The organism is Paenibacillus mobilis (assembly GCF_058267595.1).
On sequence record NZ_JBZCMS010000001.1, the window covers coordinates 609,798 to 629,451 of the forward strand.

At 52.1% G+C, this 19,654-nt stretch carries 18 protein-coding genes; 12 read left to right on the plus strand and 6 right to left on the minus strand.

What is annotated here, in order from left to right:
• Positions 1-32: 32 nt before the first annotated feature.
• Positions 33-1,973: a GAF domain-containing protein gene (locus AC3ZPD_RS02860; RefSeq protein ID WP_490982745.1), complete on the minus strand. Its 1,941-nt coding sequence runs from the start codon at positions 1,971-1,973 to the stop codon at positions 33-35.
• Between the two features lie 282 nt (positions 1,974-2,255).
• Here AC3ZPD_RS02860 and AC3ZPD_RS02865 point away from each other — a divergent pair, with 282 nt between their 5' ends.
• From AC3ZPD_RS02865 to AC3ZPD_RS02895, 7 genes are all read left to right on the plus strand, one after another.
• A complete protein-coding gene (locus tag AC3ZPD_RS02865; protein ID WP_490982746.1) occupies positions 2,256-4,334 on the plus strand; it encodes a hydantoinase/oxoprolinase family protein in 2,079 nt (692 codons plus the stop codon).
• Positions 4,335-4,339: 5 nt separating this feature from the next.
• Positions 4,340-6,106: a hydantoinase B/oxoprolinase family protein gene (locus tag AC3ZPD_RS02870; protein WP_490982747.1), complete on the plus strand. Its 1,767-nt coding sequence runs from the start codon at positions 4,340-4,342 to the stop codon at positions 6,104-6,106.
• Between the two features lie 30 nt (positions 6,107-6,136).
• Positions 6,137-7,597 (plus strand): NCS1 family nucleobase:cation symporter-1, encoded by a 1,461-nt coding sequence (locus AC3ZPD_RS02875; protein WP_490982748.1) that lies wholly within the window; start codon positions 6,137-6,139, stop codon positions 7,595-7,597.
• Between the two features lie 63 nt (positions 7,598-7,660).
• The gene (locus AC3ZPD_RS02880; RefSeq protein WP_490982749.1) at positions 7,661-8,938 is read left to right on the plus strand and encodes a M20 family metallo-hydrolase; all 1,278 of its coding nucleotides are present in this window, start codon (positions 7,661-7,663) and stop codon (positions 8,936-8,938) included.
• A gap of 175 nt (positions 8,939-9,113) precedes the next feature.
• A complete protein-coding gene (locus AC3ZPD_RS02885; RefSeq protein ID WP_490982750.1) occupies positions 9,114-9,668 on the plus strand; it encodes a TetR/AcrR family transcriptional regulator in 555 nt (184 codons plus the stop codon).
• 193 nt (positions 9,669-9,861) lie between these two features.
• Entirely contained in the window at positions 9,862-10,503 is a 642-nt protein-coding gene (locus tag AC3ZPD_RS02890; RefSeq protein WP_490982751.1) for an NAD(P)-dependent oxidoreductase, read from the plus strand.
• Between the two features lie 34 nt (positions 10,504-10,537).
• Entirely contained in the window at positions 10,538-11,575 is a 1,038-nt protein-coding gene (locus tag AC3ZPD_RS02895; RefSeq protein WP_490982752.1) for an NAD-dependent epimerase/dehydratase family protein, read from the plus strand.
• Positions 11,576-11,815: 240 nt separating this feature from the next.
• On the opposite strand, the gene AC3ZPD_RS02900 is transcribed toward AC3ZPD_RS02895, so the two are convergent.
• The 3 genes from AC3ZPD_RS02900 to AC3ZPD_RS02910 are packed head-to-tail and all read right to left on the minus strand — an operon-like array spanning position 11,816 to position 12,987.
• The gene (locus AC3ZPD_RS02900; RefSeq protein ID WP_490982753.1) at positions 11,816-12,019 is read right to left on the minus strand and encodes a hypothetical protein; all 204 of its coding nucleotides are present in this window, start codon (positions 12,017-12,019) and stop codon (positions 11,816-11,818) included.
• A gap of 36 nt (positions 12,020-12,055) precedes the next feature.
• On the minus strand, positions 12,056-12,448 hold the full coding sequence (locus AC3ZPD_RS02905) for a hypothetical protein (protein ID WP_490982754.1): 393 nt from the start codon (positions 12,446-12,448) through the stop codon (positions 12,056-12,058).
• 53 nt (positions 12,449-12,501) lie between these two features.
• Complete coding sequence (locus AC3ZPD_RS02910; protein WP_490982755.1) at positions 12,502-12,987, minus strand: hypothetical protein; 486 nt, start codon at positions 12,985-12,987, stop codon at positions 12,502-12,504.
• Between the two features lie 164 nt (positions 12,988-13,151).
• On the opposite strand from AC3ZPD_RS02910, the gene AC3ZPD_RS02915 reads away from it, so the two are divergent.
• Entirely contained in the window at positions 13,152-14,342 is a 1,191-nt protein-coding gene (locus AC3ZPD_RS02915; RefSeq protein WP_490982756.1) for a polysaccharide pyruvyl transferase family protein, read from the plus strand.
• A 387-nt stretch (positions 14,343-14,729) separates the two neighbouring features.
• Entirely contained in the window at positions 14,730-15,401 is a 672-nt protein-coding gene (locus tag AC3ZPD_RS02920) for an NAD(P)H-dependent oxidoreductase (protein ID WP_490982757.1), read from the plus strand.
• A 179-nt stretch (positions 15,402-15,580) separates the two neighbouring features.
• Here AC3ZPD_RS02920 and AC3ZPD_RS02925 read toward each other — a convergent pair whose 3' ends face one another.
• Both AC3ZPD_RS02925 and AC3ZPD_RS02930 read right to left on the minus strand, forming a co-directional pair.
• Complete coding sequence (locus AC3ZPD_RS02925) at positions 15,581-16,237, minus strand: DUF2306 domain-containing protein (protein ID WP_490982829.1); 657 nt, start codon at positions 16,235-16,237, stop codon at positions 15,581-15,583.
• 358 nt (positions 16,238-16,595) lie between these two features.
• Positions 16,596-17,009 (minus strand): DUF4183 domain-containing protein, encoded by a 414-nt coding sequence (locus AC3ZPD_RS02930; RefSeq protein ID WP_490982758.1) that lies wholly within the window; start codon positions 17,007-17,009, stop codon positions 16,596-16,598.
• A 323-nt stretch (positions 17,010-17,332) separates the two neighbouring features.
• Here AC3ZPD_RS02930 and AC3ZPD_RS02935 point away from each other — a divergent pair, with 323 nt between their 5' ends.
• From AC3ZPD_RS02935 to AC3ZPD_RS02945, 3 genes are all read left to right on the plus strand, one after another.
• Positions 17,333-17,833, plus strand: a complete 501-nt coding sequence (locus tag AC3ZPD_RS02935; RefSeq protein ID WP_490982759.1) for a hypothetical protein — start codon at positions 17,333-17,335, stop codon at positions 17,831-17,833.
• Positions 17,834-18,099: 266 nt separating this feature from the next.
• A complete protein-coding gene (locus AC3ZPD_RS02940; protein ID WP_490982760.1) occupies positions 18,100-18,354 on the plus strand; it encodes a DUF4183 domain-containing protein in 255 nt (84 codons plus the stop codon).
• Positions 18,355-18,530: 176 nt separating this feature from the next.
• Complete coding sequence (locus tag AC3ZPD_RS02945; protein WP_490982761.1) at positions 18,531-19,556, plus strand: ABC transporter substrate-binding protein; 1,026 nt, start codon at positions 18,531-18,533, stop codon at positions 19,554-19,556.
• Positions 19,557-19,654: the final 98 nt, after the last annotated feature.

Consider the following 19,654-nt stretch of genomic DNA (forward strand, 5'->3'; position numbering starts at 1 on the left):
AAACAATGATATTTAAATAAATATATATGTTTTTAGCCGGAAAAGGAACCGTTTTTCTGCCCGTTCAGCAGGCTTTGCTTGAGATCCAGCATGTCCAGCACCTGCCAGGCGAATTGAAGATCAAAAAACACGGCATGCTGTTCGAGCCGGAGATCCAATATTTCCTCGATGCGTTTCATGCGATAGGCAAAGGTGTTGGGATGAATATCGAGCAGGCTGGCGGCTTCTTTAAACCGTTTGCCTGAGAGAATGAAAGCGTCCAGCGCTTTCAGCAGTTCGTTTCTTTTCGGGGAGGGGTAATCCAGGAGCGGCTGCAGCAAATCCCGCACAAATTGCAGCAGATTCTCCTGCGGCTGGTTCAGTATAAATTGTACGGCCCCAAGCTCGATATAATCTTTGATGCTGTTTTTATCTTTTCTTCTTTTGCTGTAAGCCACGCTTTGTTTTGCGTCCTCGTAAGATTGCACGAAGCCTTCGAAATTTTTGCAGACCCGCCCGATGCCGATGGAACACTGAATACCGGGATACAGCCTGCGCAGGGCTTCATGGAGCTGTTTGGCAACGATTCGGCTCCGTTTCAGCGCCAGAGCCTGGTCCAATTCCTTGGGCAAAGCCAAAATGATTACGTAAGCATTCAATTTATGCAGAACCAGGCTGTACCGATTGGCGCTCTGCAGCTCCGTTTCTATCGTTCTAAGCACGTAACGGTTTACGCTTTTATCCGGGATGACCGGCAGGCTGCCGGAAGGAAATTCGATATCCGCCACCATAAACACAAAGGAATCATCTGCGCTCAGTCCCATCGACTTGGCCCGCTCCCGGAGCGTTCCCACATTTTTCTCTGAAAACAGCTCATCCAGAAATTCATCCTTTAACCGCTGCTCGGTTTCATAAACCGCTTCCCTTTTTAGCAGCTCCATGGCGAGCACCAGGCAGCATTGTTCCGCCAGTACGATATCCTGATCGCTGAGCCTGAAGTTCACCTCCGACACGGCCAGAATCCCGAAGATTTCACTCGAGGCCACCACGGGAAATAACATGACGGAAGAGAAGGCCGTCCGATCCGGCCCGGTTTCCACCCGGCAGGACTCGCGTTTTCGAAGCACCTGCTGCAGCTCCGCCATAAAAGGCGGCGTATGAATATCGAAATCAAAATCATCGGGCGGATGTTCCGTAAGGACGTTCAGAAGACTGTCGAACAGAATGATCGGATTTTCAAGGGTATCGTATACGGCCGTCCCGAATTCAGACAGGGACTTGCCGCTAAGAATCAGACGCATCAGCCGATCATGGGTCTGATTGATCCGGTTCAGCTGCTGGTTCTGGGAATGGATGACATGGTTCAGCTCCTCGAGCTGTTCTTTTTTGCTTTTCTCCTCCTGGTAGAGATGGGCATTATCCAGGGCAACGGCCGCCAGATTGGAGAGGGCCGCGAGCAGGTTCAAATCATCATTCGTGAACGAACGGTGCGTGAAATTGTCGATCGTCATGACGCCGATGCACTCTCCGCGGATTAACAGAGGGGCGCACATCACGCTTTGGATGAGGAAGGCTTCCCCGATGGATTGTCTGACGGGTTCGAGCGACTGATCGTAAAAAACCTTGTTGGAGGGGCTCATCAAATCCGTGTTTCTCAATACTGTTTCCGAATTATGAAAAATCTGCGCCTGTCGGCTCTTCAGCGTAAGCCCGGTCATCGACTCGCCGGGAGACAAAATGACATGCCGCATCTTTTCCCATAAAAAACCGGAGCAGGCCATCGGCTTCAGCCGATCGGTTTGTTTATCGTAAATAAATAAAACGCCGGCGTCGGCAGCTTCGATTACGTTTAAAACCCGGTCCAGGATCCGGGTGAGCACATCGTCCAGCTTCAGGCTGGAAGTAAAATACTGCGCCGCTTCGATTAACAGTTCGTTTTGCGTCAAACGCCGCTGCAATTCGGAAACGGAGATGGAGGAAATCGGTTCAGACATTTCGATCACCCGCTTTCTCATTAAATAGGAGGCCAAACAGTTCGTCGTCTGCACTACGTGTTATTTTTAATGACATCATATCACGCCGGGAATAGAAAAACAGTTCGATTTTAGTCATTCAAACGAAAAAAATCATTCATTTTCGGAAAAAAACCGAACTTATTTAAGCTTTTGTATAATATAATTCCTTTCATAACCTGCTGACTTCTCTATGATGAAAGGTTACCTCACATTTAGAGTTTCAGCTATAGCGAATTTCAACCGGAGAAGGAGGAATAACCGATGAAACTGATTGGGATCGATGTGGGCGGGACATTCACCGACATTATCTTCACCGACACAACCGAAGGAACTTCTTATATTCACAAGGTGCCTACCACGAAGGAGGATCCCTCCATCGGCATGGTATCCGGCGTCAAGGAAATTTGCGAGCGGCACGGAATCGAGCCGGGATCGCTGGACCATGTTTTTCATGGGACGACCATCGCGACGAACGCCATTCTGGAGCATGACGGCGCGAAGACGGGCATGATTACGACGGAAGGCTACCGGGATATTCTGCATATCGGCCGGCATCAGCGGCCGCAGAACTATTCGATCCGGCAGGAGATTCCTTGGCAGGACCGGCCGCTTGTCGAAAGACGAAACCGGATGACGGTCAGGGAACGGCTCGTACCGGTAAAGGGGCAGGCCAAGGTGGAAACCCCTCTCGATGAAGGGCAAGTCCGCCAGATTCTGCGCGATTTCAAAGAGGAGGGCGTTGAATCCGTCATCGTCGGGCTGTTGTTCTCCTATTTGAATCCCGAGCACGAGGAACGGGTCGCCGAAATCATCCGTGAGGAGTATCCGGAGTTCTACATCACCACTTCCTCCGGGATTTCGCCGCAGTTCCGGGAATTTGAACGGTTCACGACCGCTGCGTTAAACGGTTTTGTTGGCCCGAAAGTGCAGACCTATGTCGATCAGCTTGAACGGCGGCTGAAGGAGGCCGGAATCCACTGCGATCTGCATATTATGTCCTCCAACGGCGGTGTAGCCACCGCAAAAACGGTCTCCGAGAAACCGGTGCTTACGCTGCTATCCGGTCCGGCGGCAGGCGTGTTAGGCGGCCAATGGGCAGGTAATCTGTCGGGCCGGGAAAGGCTGATTACGTTTGACGTCGGCGGCACAAGCGCGGATATCGCCATTATTACCGAGCATGGCTTCGGGGAGTCCTCCGCACGCGATACCTGGATCGCCGGGTTTCCCGTACAGATTCCCATGATCGACATTCATACGATCGGCGCTGGCGGAGGCAGCATCGCCCACGTTGACGGAGGCGGCGCTTTCCAGGTCGGACCGAGAAGCGCGGGCTCCTACCCGGGACCGGCCTCCTACGGACGCGGCGGGGAACAGCCAACCGTTACCGACGCGCATGTCGCGCTTGGCCATCTGGATCCCGAGAACTTCCTGGGCGGGGAAATGAAGATTTATCCGGAAAATGCCGCAAAAGCCGTCAAGGACTTGGCCGGACAAATCGGCCTGTCGCCCGAGGAGACCGCTGAAGGCATCCTGACCATCGTCAACAACAATATGGCGAATGCCATCCGGGCCAAAACGGTGCAGAAGGGCTACGATCCGCGCGGCTTCAGTCTGCTGGCGCTCGGGGGAGCCGGGCCGATGCATGCGGTGGAGGTTGCCAAAATATTAGGAATTCCGGAAGTCATCATTCCGCCGCATCCGGGAATCACGTCGGCGACCGGCCTGCTGACGACGGACTTGAAATATGACGCGACCCAAACCTTGTTCCTGCAAAGCGGGACGCTCGATTTAAGTTTGGTAAACACAGCCGTAAGCAAACTGGAGCTGGAGATTCGCAAACAGCTGGAAGACGCCGGTTTCTCCGGCAGTGACGTGGCTGTGCAGGGCTTTTTCGACTGCCGGTATATCGGTCAGGGCTACGAACTGCGCGTGGCTTTGCCTGCAGAACCTTTAAATGCGGGCAATATTGAGCAGGTATGGAATCATTTTCACCGGTTTCATGAAAGGGAGTACGGCCATGCCTTCGAAGGAAGCCCGATCGAAATCGTAAATGTCAGGCTGACCGGAACCGGGACGATGCCTAAAATCGGACGTCCTTCCATCCAGCCAAGAAATGATTTGGCCGATGCGCTTGTGAAGACGGAAAAATCGATTTTCCGGGTTCAAGGCGAGCTCCGGGAAGTGGATACTCCGTTTTACCGCAGGGAGCAGCTCCCGGTGGACACCGTTTTCAACAGCCCGTGCGTTATCCTGCAGAAGGATACGACAACCATTATTCCTCCGGACTGCAAAGTGAAGTTTGAGTCATCCGGAAACATCATCATCGAAGTGGGGGTATGAACAGGATGCAGAAAACAGATCATCGTCAGGCCATAGATCCGATCACCGCGCAGGTTTTGCGCGGGGCACTCGAAAACGTCGCCATCGAAATGGGTTACAAGCTTGCCCGCATGTCTTATTCCAGCATTATCCGCGAGTCCGAAGATTTCGGGTGCGCCCTGCTGGATGCGGAAGGCCAGCAGCTTTGCGAGTCAACGACCAGCACGCCGCTGCAGTCCGGGCCGCTCCCGGGATATATGAGGGGCATCAAAAAGATTATGGAACAGCGGGGAGACGTATTCCGCCCGGGAGACGTCATTATGCACAACTCCCCTTATTACGGGGCTTCGCACCAGCCCGATGTCGGTTTTTTCGTGCCCGTGTTTTATCAGGACCAGCTGATCGGCTTTTCTTGTTCGACAGCGCATCATCTTGATTTGGGGGCCTTAACTCCGGGATCGTGCGGGATCGTGGATGCGGTTGACGCTTATGCCGAAGGCCTTCAGTTCAAAGCGATCAAGGTTTATGACCAGGGCGTCCGCAATGAAATGATTTGGCGCCTGCTGAAGGACAATGTCCGGGCCGCCGATATGGTGGTCGGCGATATGGAAGCCCAGATCGCGGCATGCCGGATCGGGGCTGACCGTTATTTGGACATTGTCGAGACCTACGGTCTGGACACGGTACTCGCGGCCAGCGAGGACCTGATGGCCTATTCCGAACGGATGATGCGCAATGAGATCGCCAAGCTGCCGGACGGCATCTACCGGTCGGAAGGATATATCGACGGCTTTCTGGACAGTCCGGATCCGGAGAAAAAGGACCTCAAGCTTTGTGTGGCCGTAACGGTAAAAGGAAACGAAATCACCGTCGACTTGACCGGTACCTCGCCGCAGGTGTCCGACCGGCCGATCAATATGCCGCTCGAAGGGACCGTCGATATCGCCATTTATTTTACGCTTCGTTCCGTGCTTCTCGATTCGGATCTGTTTGGGCATATTCCGCAAAACTCGGGCCTGATGAGACCGATCCATATTATCGCCCCTAAGGGCACGCTGGTGAATCCGACGTTCCCGGCGCCGACGATCGCCCGTTTCTGTCCCGGCAACATGGTCGCAGACACGCTGATGCATGCGCTGGCGCAAATCGTGCCAGGCCAAGTGAGCGCCGGTATCGGAAACTTGAACGTTGTAGCCTACAGCGGCCTGAAGGACGAACAGTATTGGGTCTACATGGACATCATGGAAGGCAGCTACGGCGGCCGCGCCGAGAAGGACGGCATGGATGCCGTCGACACGCTTTACGCCAATACCCGCAACAATCCGATTGAGGATATCGAATCCCATTATCCGCTGCGGGTTACCCGTTACGAGCTGCTGGACCACTCGGCGGCGGCAGGCAAATTCCGCGGGGGAATCGGCTCGGTAAGGGAAGTGACGTTTCTCGAGGACGGAGGATTTTCCGTGGAAGGGGACGGGCAGAAATACAAACCCTGGGGTTTTGAGGGCGGCAGCGAAGGGTCGACTTGCCAGCTGATCATGCGCTCGGCGGATGGGCAGGAAACGAAATTGCCTTCGAAGATTCCGCATCACCGGGCCAAAAAAGGAGATTCCCTGACTTTAGTCGGACCGGGGGGCGGAGGTTACGGCAATCCGTATGAACGCAAACCCGAAGCGGTGCTTTCGGATGTGCTGGACGGCTTCATCTCTGCAGACGATGCCGAACGGCATTACGGAGTCGTGGTTGCCGAAGGAAACATCGATTGGAGCGCAACCCACCGGATTCGTGCTTAATAAATAGAAAATATTGGAGAGGTGAACGTTATGGAAACTGTATCCACCCGGGTTAATCATCCGGATCCTTCCCTGTATAACGAAGATTTGGCTCCGGTCCCCAAAGAAAAACGGACCTGGGATTGGATCAATTACTCCACCATTTGGATGGGCATGGTGCACAATATCGTTTCCTATGAGCTGGCGGCAAGCCTGCTTGGAATGGGAATGAACGTCTGGCAGGCGTTAAGCGCCGTTATTCTCTCCAATATCGTTTTGATAGCGGCCATCTGGCTGAACAGTACGGCAGGAACCAAATACGGCCTTCCTTTCCCGGTGCTGATCCGAGCTTCGTTCGGCTATCATGGAGCCCATTTCCCCGTCCTGATCAGGGCGTTCGTCGGCATTTTCTGGTTTGCCGCACAGGCTTATGCGGGCAGCAAAGCTGTCGGCGCCATAATCAGCGTCATTTACCCCGGCTGGGATTCGCTTGGCCGGATTGCTTTCCTCGGGATGGGGCTGCAGGACTGGATCAGCTTCGGGGTCTTCTGGCTGCTGCATGCCTGGGTCATCTCCCATGGCATGGAGCGGGTCAGACATTTCGAGATGTGGGCCGGGCCGCTGGTTATCGTGCTTGGCTTCGGACTGGTCGGCTGGGCCATCCGGGCCGCTGGAGGCGTAGGGCCGCTGTTTTCCATCCAGGGAACCTTAAGCGGCGGGTCTTTCTGGAACAGCTTTTTCCTTTCGGTCACGGGTTTGATTGGCGTATTGGCTACCCTGGTGCTGAACATTCCCGATCTGACGAGATACTCGCGGAGCCAGAAAGATCAGGTGGTGGGTCAGGCGATTGGATTGCCGGTCATGATGACGGTTTTTGCCTTCATGAGCATCATGATTACGGCGGGGACGATCATCGCATTCGGCAAACCGATCACAAACCCGGTCGATATTCTGCTTCAATTCCATCATCCTGTGGTCATCCTGCTTGGAGCTTTTTCCTTATTGGTAGCGACGCTTTCCGTAAATATCGTGGCCAATGTGGTTTCCCCGGCCTACGATCTGGTCAATTTGCTGCCTAAAAAGCTGAATTTCGTTAAGGCGGGCATGCTTTCCATCGTGATTGGTTTGTTCTTTGCTCCTTGGCTCTGGTACGACAACTCCTCGACGATTTATACCATACTCGGAGCCATCGGCGGAACTTTAGGACCCGTAGCCGGGATTATGATCACCGATTATTATTGGGTCCGCCGCCGTCATTACGATATTAGCAGCCTGTTCTCGAAGCAAGGGGACTTCAGTTATGTACGGGGATGGAATCCCCATGCTTATATCGCCATGGCAGTGGGCGTAGTTGCGGCACTGATCGGCCTGTTTGTCCCCGCGCTGTCGGTTGTGTATACGTACAACTGGTTTGTCGGCATCCTGGTCGGCGGGCTGGTCTATACGCTTCTGATGAGAGGAGAGCTGACCAAATCGGTGCCAACAGCCCGCGAAAAGGTGGACACCATCTGATTTCTTGCCGGGTTTGACGGTAATGATTGCCTAAAACAACAGAAGACAGAGGAGAACTTGACTATGATTAATGCTGCACGGTTGAAGGAACGAATTGAGACGCTTGGACGAATCGGCCGTTTACCGGGCGGAGGGGTGACTCGGGTCGCCCTTTCCAAGGAAGACAAGGAAGCTCAAGAAGTCGTATCGGCCTGGATGGAGGAAGCGGGGATGCAGGTGCGTCTGGATCACGCCGGCAATCTGATTGGGCGCCTGGGGGGCGTGCATCCTGATGAGGCACCTGTCGTGATCGGCTCGCATATCGATTCCGTTGTTAACGGAGGGAAATATGACGGCGTCATCGGCGTGCTTGGCGGCATTGAGGTAGTCCAGCATATGAAGGAAGAAAATATCCGCCCGCTGCGTCCTTTGGAAGTGATCGCATTCTGCGAAGAGGAAGGTTCCCGATTTCAAAGCGGGTTGTTCGGCAGCAGAGCCATGATAGGGGCTACGTCAGAACAGGATTTGCTGCTGACCGACAAACAAGGCATTTCCCGCCGGGAGGCCTTGGCCTTGTTCGGGCTGGAGCCGGACAGGATCCAAACGGAAGCGGTGCGTACAAAGGATGGAATCCGGGCTTATCTGGAAATGCATATTGAGCAAGGGCCAGTCCTTGAGAAAATGGGAGCGCCGGTCGGCATCGTGACCGGCATTGCCGGCCCGGCCTGGATCGAAGTGGTAGTCGAGGGGAAAGCGGGCCATGCCGGGACCCTTCCGATGGAAATGAGGCAGGACGCTTTTTTGGGAGCCAGTGAAATAGCGCTTTTGGTAGAGCAAACCTGCCTCTCCTTCAAAGGATCTCCGGTGGTTGGCACCGTCGGACATGTCGAAGTTAAACCCGGCGGCTCTAATATCGTTCCCGGATTGGCGTCCTTTTCAATGGATATCCGGGACATTGACGCAGGCCGGAGAAACGAAGTGATCCGGCAGGTTAAAGAAGGGGCCTTGCGGATCTGCGAGCAGCGCGGGCTCCAGGTGCAATTCCACGAAAGAATGGATGTGCCTCCGGTGCAGTGCACCCCGGGCATCGTGCAGGTTATGAAGGAGCAATCCAAAGCGATGAATTTGGTTTGTCCCGAGCTGGTCAGCGGCGCGGGCCATGACGCCCAGTTGATGGCAGCCATTTCGGATATGGGGATGATTTTTGTCCGCTGCCGGGACGGAATCAGCCATAACCCGGAAGAATTCGCCGAAACCGAAGATATTAAGCTCGGCACGGAATTGCTGTTCCGTGTAGCCAAACATTATGCGATGCAGCAGACGGTCGGGATGACGGAGAAAACATCCGCAGTCGGAGAATGAGTTCTGAGAAGCGGTTATGTGATTGAAGAATTAAAACGGATGGCTTTCAGCTGAAGGCCATTCGTTTTATTTTTTGCAGCTGTTAAGATGCCGCTCGAAAAAAAGTGAATTTCCGTTTGACTTTAAACGAACGATCGTTTATTATTGGCTCATGAGACCAAGAGATGATTCTAAAGTGGAAGCGATTATTGAAGCGACTATCGGACTGGTGAACGAGATCGGTTTTGCGGAAACGTCCATTTCGAAAATTGCGAAACGAGCCGGCGTAGCTGCAGCAACGATCTATATCTATTATGAGAACAAGGAGGACATGTTAAGCAAAATTTATTTGAAAGCGAAACAGATGATGAGCGAAAAGGTGTTCCAGCCTGTGGAACCATCCCTGTCACTAAGGGAACGTTTTGAATTTTTCGCCAAAAATTTTGTGCGGTTTATTCTGAATCACAGCGATTATTATTTGTTTATGGAGCAGGTATCGAACTCTCCGCTGCTTCGCAATTGGTGTCTTGAAGATACTACGCCTTTGTATCAGCCGCTGTTTGACTTGTACGAAGAAGGCAAACGACAGAAACTTTTTAAAGATGAGGATATTAACCTGCTGGTCGTTTATTCGATCATGCCGATCGCCCAGCTTGCCAAAGAGCAGCTTACGGGCCAATTTCAATTCGATGATAGCAAGCTGTCGGCGGCTGTTCAGATGAGCTGGGATGCGATTGAAAACAGAGACTAAATTTTTTTGCAGATTACTAAATGAATGATCATTAATAAAGAGTGGGTATTAGGAGAAGGGAGGCGAAACCGTAAAAAGCGGGAAGCCGCCTCCCGGCAAAATGGACGATGGGAAAGGGCGCTTATGATTTTTTATAAATGATTATTCGTTCATCTAAGTGAAGAACAAAACTTATTATTGGAGCGTGTAGTAAATGAAACTGGTTATTTTTGGGGCGAGCGGTCCTACAGGCCAACAATTGATGCACAAAGCGTTAAGGGAAGGCCACCAGGTTAGGGCTTTTGTCAGAAATCCGGGCCGAATTCCGTTTACGCACCCGCGCTTGGAAGTGCAGGCAGGCGATGTCCTGAACCCGGCAGACGTGGAACAAGCGATGCAAGGCCGGGAAGCGGTTTTGTGTTCGATCGGGGCAGGCTTCAGAACTCCACCTGATGTCTGTGCCGAAGGAACGCGGCTCATCTTATCCGCTATGCGGCAAAACGGAACCCCTCGAATCCTTGCCGTTACGGGACTGGGGACCAGCCGGGAAAGCCGCAAACAGATGCGTTTGAGGAACCGGGTGTTTGCCGGATTATCCTCCTTGTTATTTTATCAGGAGTTCAAAGACAAAGAAGCACAGGATAACCTGATCCGGCAAAGCCGGCTCGACTGGACGATTGTGCAGCCCCCAAGGCTTACTGACGAAATGGGGACGGAGGGCAGGTACCGGCTTGACATTCAAAATATACCGCTGTTAGCCAAGGTATCCCGGGCCAATGTGGCCGACTTCATGATCCGGCAGCTGGAAAGCGAAGCTTTTATCGGGAAATCAACCGTTATTTATGAATCTGAATGAAATCAAAAACTATAATTTAATGGAGGAATGGACAATGAATACGATGAACATGGAAAAAGGGGATCTTTGCTTAGTTACGGGAATCAGCGGTTATCTGGCATCATGGGTCGGAAAATATTTACTGGAAGAAGGTTTCCAGGTCAGAGGCACTGTTAGAAGCTTAAGCAACAAGGAACAGCTGAATAAAATGAAACAGCTCTTGCCCGGGATTGAATTCGTCGAAGCGGATCTGCGCAAGGAAGCCGGATGGGAAGAAGCGCTAAAGGGCGTCAAATGGGTATTCCACGTCGCAAGCCCGCAGGCGGTAAAAGCCGAACAGGACCGGGTAGGCGGTGCGACCCGGGGAACCGAATATTTGTTGAAAGCAGCCTTTCAAACGGACAGCGTGCAAAAAGTGGTGGTCACCAGCTCGGAGGCGGCCGTAGCCTACGGCCATCCTGCCAGTAAAGTTCATTTCAGCGAAGAGGACTGGACAAATACCGAGGTTGTTAAAGAGGACTACATGAAAAGCAAAACGCTGGCGGAACGGCTCGCTTGGGATATGGCCGGTGACCCAACCAAAAATCCGCGCGGCGTCGCCTTGGCGACCGTCTGTCCGGGGCAAATTCTGGGGCCCAGCCTGATCCCATGGGCACGTTACAGCAGCGGCAGCATTAAAGACATGGCCGAAGGAAAAACGCCGTTCGTATTCGACATGCTCTCGCATTACGTAGACGTACGGGACTGCGCCCGCATGCATATTGCCGTTATGAAGAATCCTGGCACAAACGGCCACCGGCACTTAAGCTTCAGCACAAAAGGAAGACTTACCGAGGTTCCCGGCATGATCCGCGAGGATTTCGGACACTTGGGCTTTAAGCCGTCACCTAGAAAAATACCCAAATTCGTGCTGTGGATGCTGCGGTTTGTTAATCAGGACGTAGATACGATTTATTCGCGAATCGGAACCACACAGGTTTATCAAACCCAATATCCGGCTGTTTACCGGTATCAATACACCGATCTCCGGCAGATGGTCCATGATACCATGGAGAGCCTGCTAGCCAGCAAGCTGCTGACTCCACGAAAATAACCGGAGTTAAGCTTAACTCTCCAGTCACTGCAAATCCGTGAACTAACCGGCAAAATAAACCCTGAACCGGCTCCATCCATTCTGGTTCAGGGTTTTATTTCGGTGACAAATACCACCTAACAACCCCCTTACCTTAACCTTTTGAATACCCGGATGTGCGCTTTCGCATAACTTGAATTGAATGAGAATAGGTCTAAAGGGACTTCACTGTCTTCCAGCCGGCGCGGCAAAATTGGATGCTCAATCCGCCAGGATTCTTACGAAACCTACCTGTGGTGTATTTATGGTCACTTGGGTTTCAGGAGTAAGATAGGTGGAATCCGATGTCTGAATGGTAAACAATCCGCTGCCGACGGATACCAGCACGCCCGTATAAAAGTTATTATCCAGAAAGACCTCGACATTCCTTCCGACGTATCCGCTTAACAATTGCTCAAAGTTCATAGCTTATGATCCTCCTCCATCCTGTAATGAGCCTTGTCACGATACCGAAACCAAGCTGGCGAGCGGGATAAGTACGATATTACCGGAAGGCTCCTGCAGCTGGAGCACATCACTTCCGACAAAAATCAGCGTGCCTGATGAGGAGCCGGCAATGGTGTCGATGGTTAACGTCTCGCCGATGCGCTCGGTAAAAAATTCAATGGTTCCAGGCGCAGCCGAGCCGCCGCGCACAAGCGTATAAAAGGCTCCGGAGGCATCCGCACTGCTGGAAGCAAGCGAAAATCCGCTGTCGAGAAGCATCCGCAGGACCGCGGCGAGGGAAGAATTCAAGGGAATTTCAGGAACGTTGCCGGCTGTGTTGACGATAGCAACGGTCATCGTTTTCCGCAAATAATGGTGTTCGGAACGAAGCAACACAATATCAGACATTTTTTAGCCTCCAATCCCAAATTGAATAAAAATGAATCTTCATCCGGCAGAAATTAAGCGACGGGAACGACACCTGGAAAACGGAAACCGATCAGCTGGCCTAAAAAGAAGTGCAGTTCTTCCCCCTCGGCGGATTCCAGAACGATAACCCCTCCGGGATAAATGGCGCGCAGGATTCCAGAACGATCGCTTAGGGCCTGCTGAGTCACTCCCTGCGAAGTAATAACTTCTATTCCAAGCGGATTGTCCAGAAACGGTTCCATAATATTGGCAAGGGACTGGATATAGTTTTGGAAAGAGGAGATTGGCGGCGGGGAAGTGATGCTCACTTCGGAAGCCGGCACATTGACCACAGGAGCAGGCTGGGCGGGAACAACGATTTGAGGAGCGGATGCTGTTGTCCGGACAGGACGTCTGACAGCTTTTCTGGACGAAGAACGTTTGTTTTTTTTCTTTTTTTTCAAAGGATGACAGACTGCGGGTTCGTCACAGCGCTCCTCCGGGGAGCTGATGTTTCGCCGTTTCTTTATGCTTGCCATTTCTCGGGCACCTCCATAAGTTTAGTCTTAGCATCTTACGGTATAGGTACAAAAGCGGTTAGGGACATTTGTCCAATCCCTAAGAAATGGTCATTGGCACAATTTTCATAAGGAAAGGGATATTATTAAGTTTATGGACATTCCGGGGGAGGGTGAACAGCGGCATGAAGATTTTGCTCCATGGAAATTACGGGGCCGGAAATACCGGCGATGACGCCATTTTACAGACTCTTGTCGACCGGATCTGCAGGATACTTCCCCATGCTGTCCTCACCGTCAGCTTGCGCAATCTAAAGCTAAAGCCCTATTTCGGCCGGATAAAAGTCCGCAGCATAAGCGGTTTTGACATCAAACAGCTCCATTATGCGATCAGTCAAAGCGATCTGGTGATCGTTGGCGGAGGCGGATTGTTCCAGGATGATTCCGGTTTTTCGGCCCTTCAGCTGTTCCGGAACGGACCCCGGTGCGCTGCAGGCAGGGAAGCCATTTCTTATTGCGGCGGTCCGGTTTTTATGGCCAAAACGCTGGGAAAACCCGTGATTTTGTATGGAATAGGGATAGGACCTTTCCGGACGGAGGAGGCGCGCCTGGCCACCGGATGGATTTGTGGTTTGGCGGATGCGATTACCGTCCGGGATCACGGATCGCTTGAGCTGCTGCAGGAGCTTGGCGTAGCCCGGGTCAAGCTGGCGGCGGATCCCGCAGTCCGGCTGGGCGAAGAGGAGACTGGAGCCAGCACCGATTTCGGCTTTGAATCCAGGGGCCAGGGGAGACGGTCCCTCCAACTGGGGGACAGCGAGATTCCCCGGATCGGAATCCAATTGCCGGAAAAGACCCCTGACAAGCACGACCAAACAGATGAGGACGAAAACCTTTTATTAGATGCTGTTCAGCAGTTGATTATGGAGCGAGGTGCGCGGATTACCCTATTTCCCCTTAATATCAGCGGGCGAGAGGAAGAGCCGGCCAAAAAGTTTACAGCCAAATGGCCTGTTGGAACGGTCGAAATCATGAGTGATATGGAACTGACACCTCTGAACCTGAAAGAACGGCTGGGTCAAATGGATGTTGTGATTGCGATGAAACTGCATGCCTCCCTACTGGCCCTGTCTGCAGGTACTCCAGCTATCGGTTTGTCCAAGGATCCCGAGGTATCCGCTTTCTACAAGGAGCTTGGGTTATCCGAGCTGTGTGTGAATAGCACCCAAGAAAATTCAGCGAGTTTGCTGCCGCTTGCTAATCGGATACTGAATGACCGGCACGGCTGGGAAAAGAAGATCAACTTGTCTATGAGAAGGCTGAAGATTCGCGAGCTTGCCAATTTGGAAATGCTTAGAGCCTATTTATTTCGATAACAAGCATAACGTCCGCTTGCGGAATGAAAATGCTACAGGCAAGCCGGGGCTGTATCTTTCCTGTCGAGCTCCTTATAATTGGGAGTAGGGCTATGTTTGCTAGAAAGACGCCGAACCTAATCCTAGTATTTTATTGAATGGACATCCGCAGCAGAGGATAAGCATCAGGCTTGTCCTCTTTGAATGGAGCAGCTTAGGGTGGAGGGATGAACCGGCAAACGGATCCGGTTTTGCCAGGAGGCTCCTTAGCTGAAATTGACAATCTTACGGCGGGAGAATAAGATTATCAAGTGTATAAAAGCTAGCTATTGATCTTAGAATAGAAGCTTACTTATAATAAACACCCGTGTATTTTTATAGACGATCAATCAGGCAGGGAGGAAAACAATGAGCAGCAAGGAGACTACACGCCAGCAAATTTTGGAGGCTTTTCGATTTAGACACGCTACAAAATCCTTTGATCCTGACCGTAAAATAGCGGAAGAGGACTTCCAGACGATTCTGGAGGCCGGAAGATTATCGCCAAGTTCGATTGGCCTGGAGCCATGGAAGTTTTTGGTTGTGCAAAACGCTGAGCTTCGCGACCGTATTAAAAGCGTATCCAGGGGAGCACAAGGGCAGCTTCCGACAGCCAGCCACTTTGTCGTGATTTTGGCCCGCAAGAACGGCCGCTACGACACCGAATATTTCTGGAACCAGATGACCCAGATAAAAGGCATTCCGGAAGAAGCTGTTCACCAAATGATGGAACGGTATTCCACGTTTCAGAAGGTAGACCAAAACCTTTTCGAAAGCGAACGTGCCTTGTTTGATTGGGCTTCCAAGCAAACTTACATCGCGCTCGGCAACATGATGACCACTGCGGCGCTGCTCGGCATCGATTCCTGTCCAATTGAGGGTTTTGTCCAAACCGAGCTGAACAAGCTGCTTGAGGAAGAGGGCTTGCTCGAAGACGGCACCTACGGCGTAAGCGTCATGGCCGCATTCGGTTATCGGGCGCAGGATCCGCGTCCGATAACAAGAAGAAGCCAAGAAGACGTCGTTCAATGGGTGAATTAAACCGCAGCTCTGAACTCAAATGAAACTGTATAGCTATAGCTAAGAAACCGCGATATTCGCGGTTTTTTTTGAAGAAAAACAGGAGCAGGCCAGCTATTTTTTTAGCTTATCCTTATAGTTAATGAGATTGATGTTTCACGACATAAATAAAGAAGGTGAGGAAAAAAACTCCGTTTTCTTTAAGAGATTGACGTTTTTTTGCCGGGTGGGTAAAGCGTGCGGATGATGACTTCCGGAAGGATCAGCAGCAGAACGATCGAGCTGTAAATACCGATCATATAACCGGTAACGTAGTCAAGATCAAAAACGGTCTGAACGAGGGAAGCCGAAAGATGAATGGACAGATTGGTAAAACAAAAGGCATAACTTCGGATCATCCAGTTCCGGTGACGGTTGATTTGTTTCTTTCTGATATGTACAATCGCCATCACGGTTATAAACGGCCATATGAGGTTCAAGGCATTGAACCCTATGCTGCTAATTTTCCCACCCGTCGCATAAGGAGCCAGATATCCGGAGGTCAATACTACAACAAACACGGACACGAGATAAACGTAGCCGTTCATGCGATGGAACTTTCTGCTCTTTCTAAAGATTCGATCGGAAAAATTGAGAAGTCCTGACGCCATGGCGATACAGGCAAAAGCAACGTGAACGTACATCACGTTCAGCCAAACTGGCAGGTTAAAGCCAAGGGATCCTTTTTTCAGACTGGTTTTATGGCTCAAAAATCCGATCGCGCCCGGATCCACCACGTAATTTTTCGCCAGCGCATACAAAATAAAAAAAAGACTGACCGCAACTAAAAGCCCATATAAAATTGGCCGTTTCTTTATCATCTATTTCGCAACCCCCGCGTCTATTTTTGAAAAATTTCCTTATGCCAGCCATTTCGGGCCAGCAGCCCTTCAGTCATGGCAAATTCAAGTTTACCATGTTTTTCGATTGCATGCCCGCTGCACAAAAAACATATAAGCGGCAAGGACACGCAGTCGCATCGGATCAGGTTGTCTTCGAACCGTTATGTCGCGGGAATCTTCCAGAAGCCAAGCGGCCGGGGGAATCGGTGCACGAAAAGAGACTCCTGCCGCTTTAACCGGCAGGAGATAGGGCGCTTCATCCCGGATGAAACGAATCGGCCCCTCTGTATAGGAACTGCTTTCGTTTCAATTTAATAGGAAGCGGGCATTATTTTTAAGTAATGATGGTGATGGTAGGAGCGGAGATCGTAGGCTGCGTTGCGATTGTAGAGGCGACGTTGCCAAAGCTATTGATCTCCACTTGCACCGGAACACCTTCACCGACATCGATCGCGGCTAAAACCAGACTCGCTGTCGTCAAGGTGGAAAGCGACTGCTGTTGGAGCACGCCGTTGATATATACGTTAAAATAATCGCTGCCGGTCAAGGCAGGAAATGCGGTGATGGCCGCATCCGCATCGTCGACAAAACTCCCGGCCAGCATGGTCGTATCCGTTTCTCCGATCATATCAGCGGTTACAGCGGAAAAATATCGGGTGATAGCCGGCGTAACCGTGGTCGTAATAACCCCGCCCGTGGCAACCGGCACGGAAGCTGTAGCGGTAAAGACAGGTTTTACAACTGGCATGATATTCACCTCCTGAATTAAACGTTATCGAAAGGCTCGATACATAACATAATAATGATAGAAACCTCCCAACAGGAACGGCATTATACCCTAAGAAAATATATTTATGAGCGCGTGGGATATTTATCCATTTCGTCTCTCCACGAACGCACATAGGATAATACGGGCGAATAACGTGGCTGCACAGAATTCCGTAGGGGAGGAGTAGCTGTTGGCGAAACTGAATTGCGCTGCCGGACAAAAAAGGAAAGAGCGTACATCAAGCCGGAAAAAGAGGAAGTCGACATCGGGATCAAAGCGCCCCCATCATCGAAATTCCCATAGTGAGATCGAACGATGCAAACAACGTTTGCGGAGAATGGAGCTTTTGCTTCAGCAATACCGCCGGGAGATCATGTGCCTGCATCCGGATACCGGCTGCTGTCCGCCCGGCAGGCCCGGGGAAATCGGGCAGCCTGAGCATCCAGGACGGGCAGGCCCCCGGAAACACCAGGGATCGGGGGGAGAGGCAGGGCCAAGGGGACCGGTCCGGCCTCCGGGTTTTGGCATTGGCGGCTGCCCCGGAACGGGAGGACCGGAAGGACCGCCGGGATCACAAGGCGAAGCGGGGCCTCAAGGAGCAGCGGGGCAACGCGGAGATCCCGGGGAAGCGGGGCGGTCCGGCCCGCAAGGACCGCAGGGGCAAGCCGGGCCGCCTGGCCCGGAAGGGATTGCGGGACAGTCTGGGCAGCCGGGCGATCCGGGGGAGAGCGGGCGAGCGGGATCGCAAGGGCCCGCAGGGCCAGTCGGCCTGCCGGGAGCGCAGGGCGCAGCAGGCCCGATAGGCCCGCAAGGACCGCGGGGTGCAGCAGGGCCGATTGGGCCACCAGGCCCTCCGGGGGCCGCTGGACCGTTAGGGCCGGCAGGAGCGCAGGGACCGGCAGGGGTTGCTGGTCCGTCAGGCCCTCAGGGTGCAACAGGGTTAGCCGGGCCCCAAGGATCCCAAGGCGATGCCGGTCCGACGGGGCCGCCAGGGCCACCAGGCCCTCCGGGGGGCGCAATCCTGGTAACGCCGAACGCATTTCGTTATTTTTATTTTCCGCCGGACGATTTGGAAGAAGAGGTCATCTCGATCTCTGCCAGTGAATTTACGGATGACGAGGGGAATACGCCGGCTGAATTTGCGGCGGTTGGCAGCGAAAGCTACTCCGATCTGTTTATTAATGGCGTCATTCAAGAAGGAAGGCTTTTTGAATTGTCACCCGCTGTTCTTACGCTGTTTCCGGGTAACTCGCTGATAGGGGCCGGAACGCCGATTATTCTTGAAATCGTGCAAATAACTGCCCAAGCTATAGAATCAGGTTAGCCGGAACCTCTGGTTAGCCTATTTTTTATGCGTATGCGAAGAATTTTGCAGACCAGCGTCGCTTGTCTTTTCCTTTAAGACATCTCACATTTGTCCATTTTTTTTCGGTGCCTCTTATACTACAATGATGAAAAATCTAATTGATAACGATTATCAATATCGGAGGACAGCTTCTTATGAAAAAACGAAACCTATGGGCAGCCGTGATTTTGTTGGCTGGAATTTCGCTGATTACAGCGTGCGGAAATAACGGCAATACTTCTGCCGCCAATGGGCAGCCGGCAGCTTCGGGCAATGCAGCACAGACTGCTTCAGCCACGGAGTCCGCAGCATCTGATAACGGTGCGGGGAATGCTTCAGCCGCGGAATCGACCCGGACTTATACGGACGCTGGCGGCAAGCAGATTGTCATTCCAATCGCCCCTTCCCGCATTGCCGCAATCAACTACGTTGGCGATCTCCTGGCTTTAGGCGTTAAACCTGCCGAAACGACCGATTATAATTTAACTACCTTCAAGAAGGAGCTTGAGGGAGTAGACAGCGTGGGAGACCGCCCGGTCAGCACCGAAAAGCTGCTGTCTGCCGCTCCTGATCTGATCATTACGGACGATACCGGGGATGCGAGCGAAACGGAGCAGCTGTCGAAGATTGCCCCGACGGTATCGATTCCTTTTTGGAGCACGGACCCGTTTGACCATTTAAACCAATTGGCGAAACTGCTGGGCAAAGAGCAGGCGGCCAAAGAGTGGCTGGATCAATATCAGGCCAAGGTCCAGGAGACGAAGAAACGGATAAGCTCCAAGGCAAAGGAAGGAGAAACCGCCCTTTTGCTGATTGTATCCGGGAAGGATATAGGGGTCTCCGGCATTCGCAACGGAGGATTTACTTTATACCGCCAGCTTGGATTTCTTCCTCCCGAAAAGCTGAAGCCCATGCTGCAGAAAGATGAAAATTTCGGATTTGAGCCGGTGACGCTGGAAGGCATTACGGAATTTGACGCGGATCATTTGTTTGTGGAAATGGACGACGACACGGAGCTGACGAAGCAAACCTTTGCCGATCTCCAAAACAGCCCGATCTGGAAATCGCTCAAAGCGGTCAAAAACGGCAAAACTTATACGGTAACCAACCAGTGGGGGCTCGGGGACGCCCTATCCTATATGGCGCAGCTTGACGAAGCGGCGCAGCAAATCGCCCCGTAATTTCGGAAGTCCTTTCAACGGAAATGTTGGGAGGACTTCTTTTATTTTCCGGCATCCTTTATAATGGTTTTAAATGATAATTATTCTCAATTGGTAGT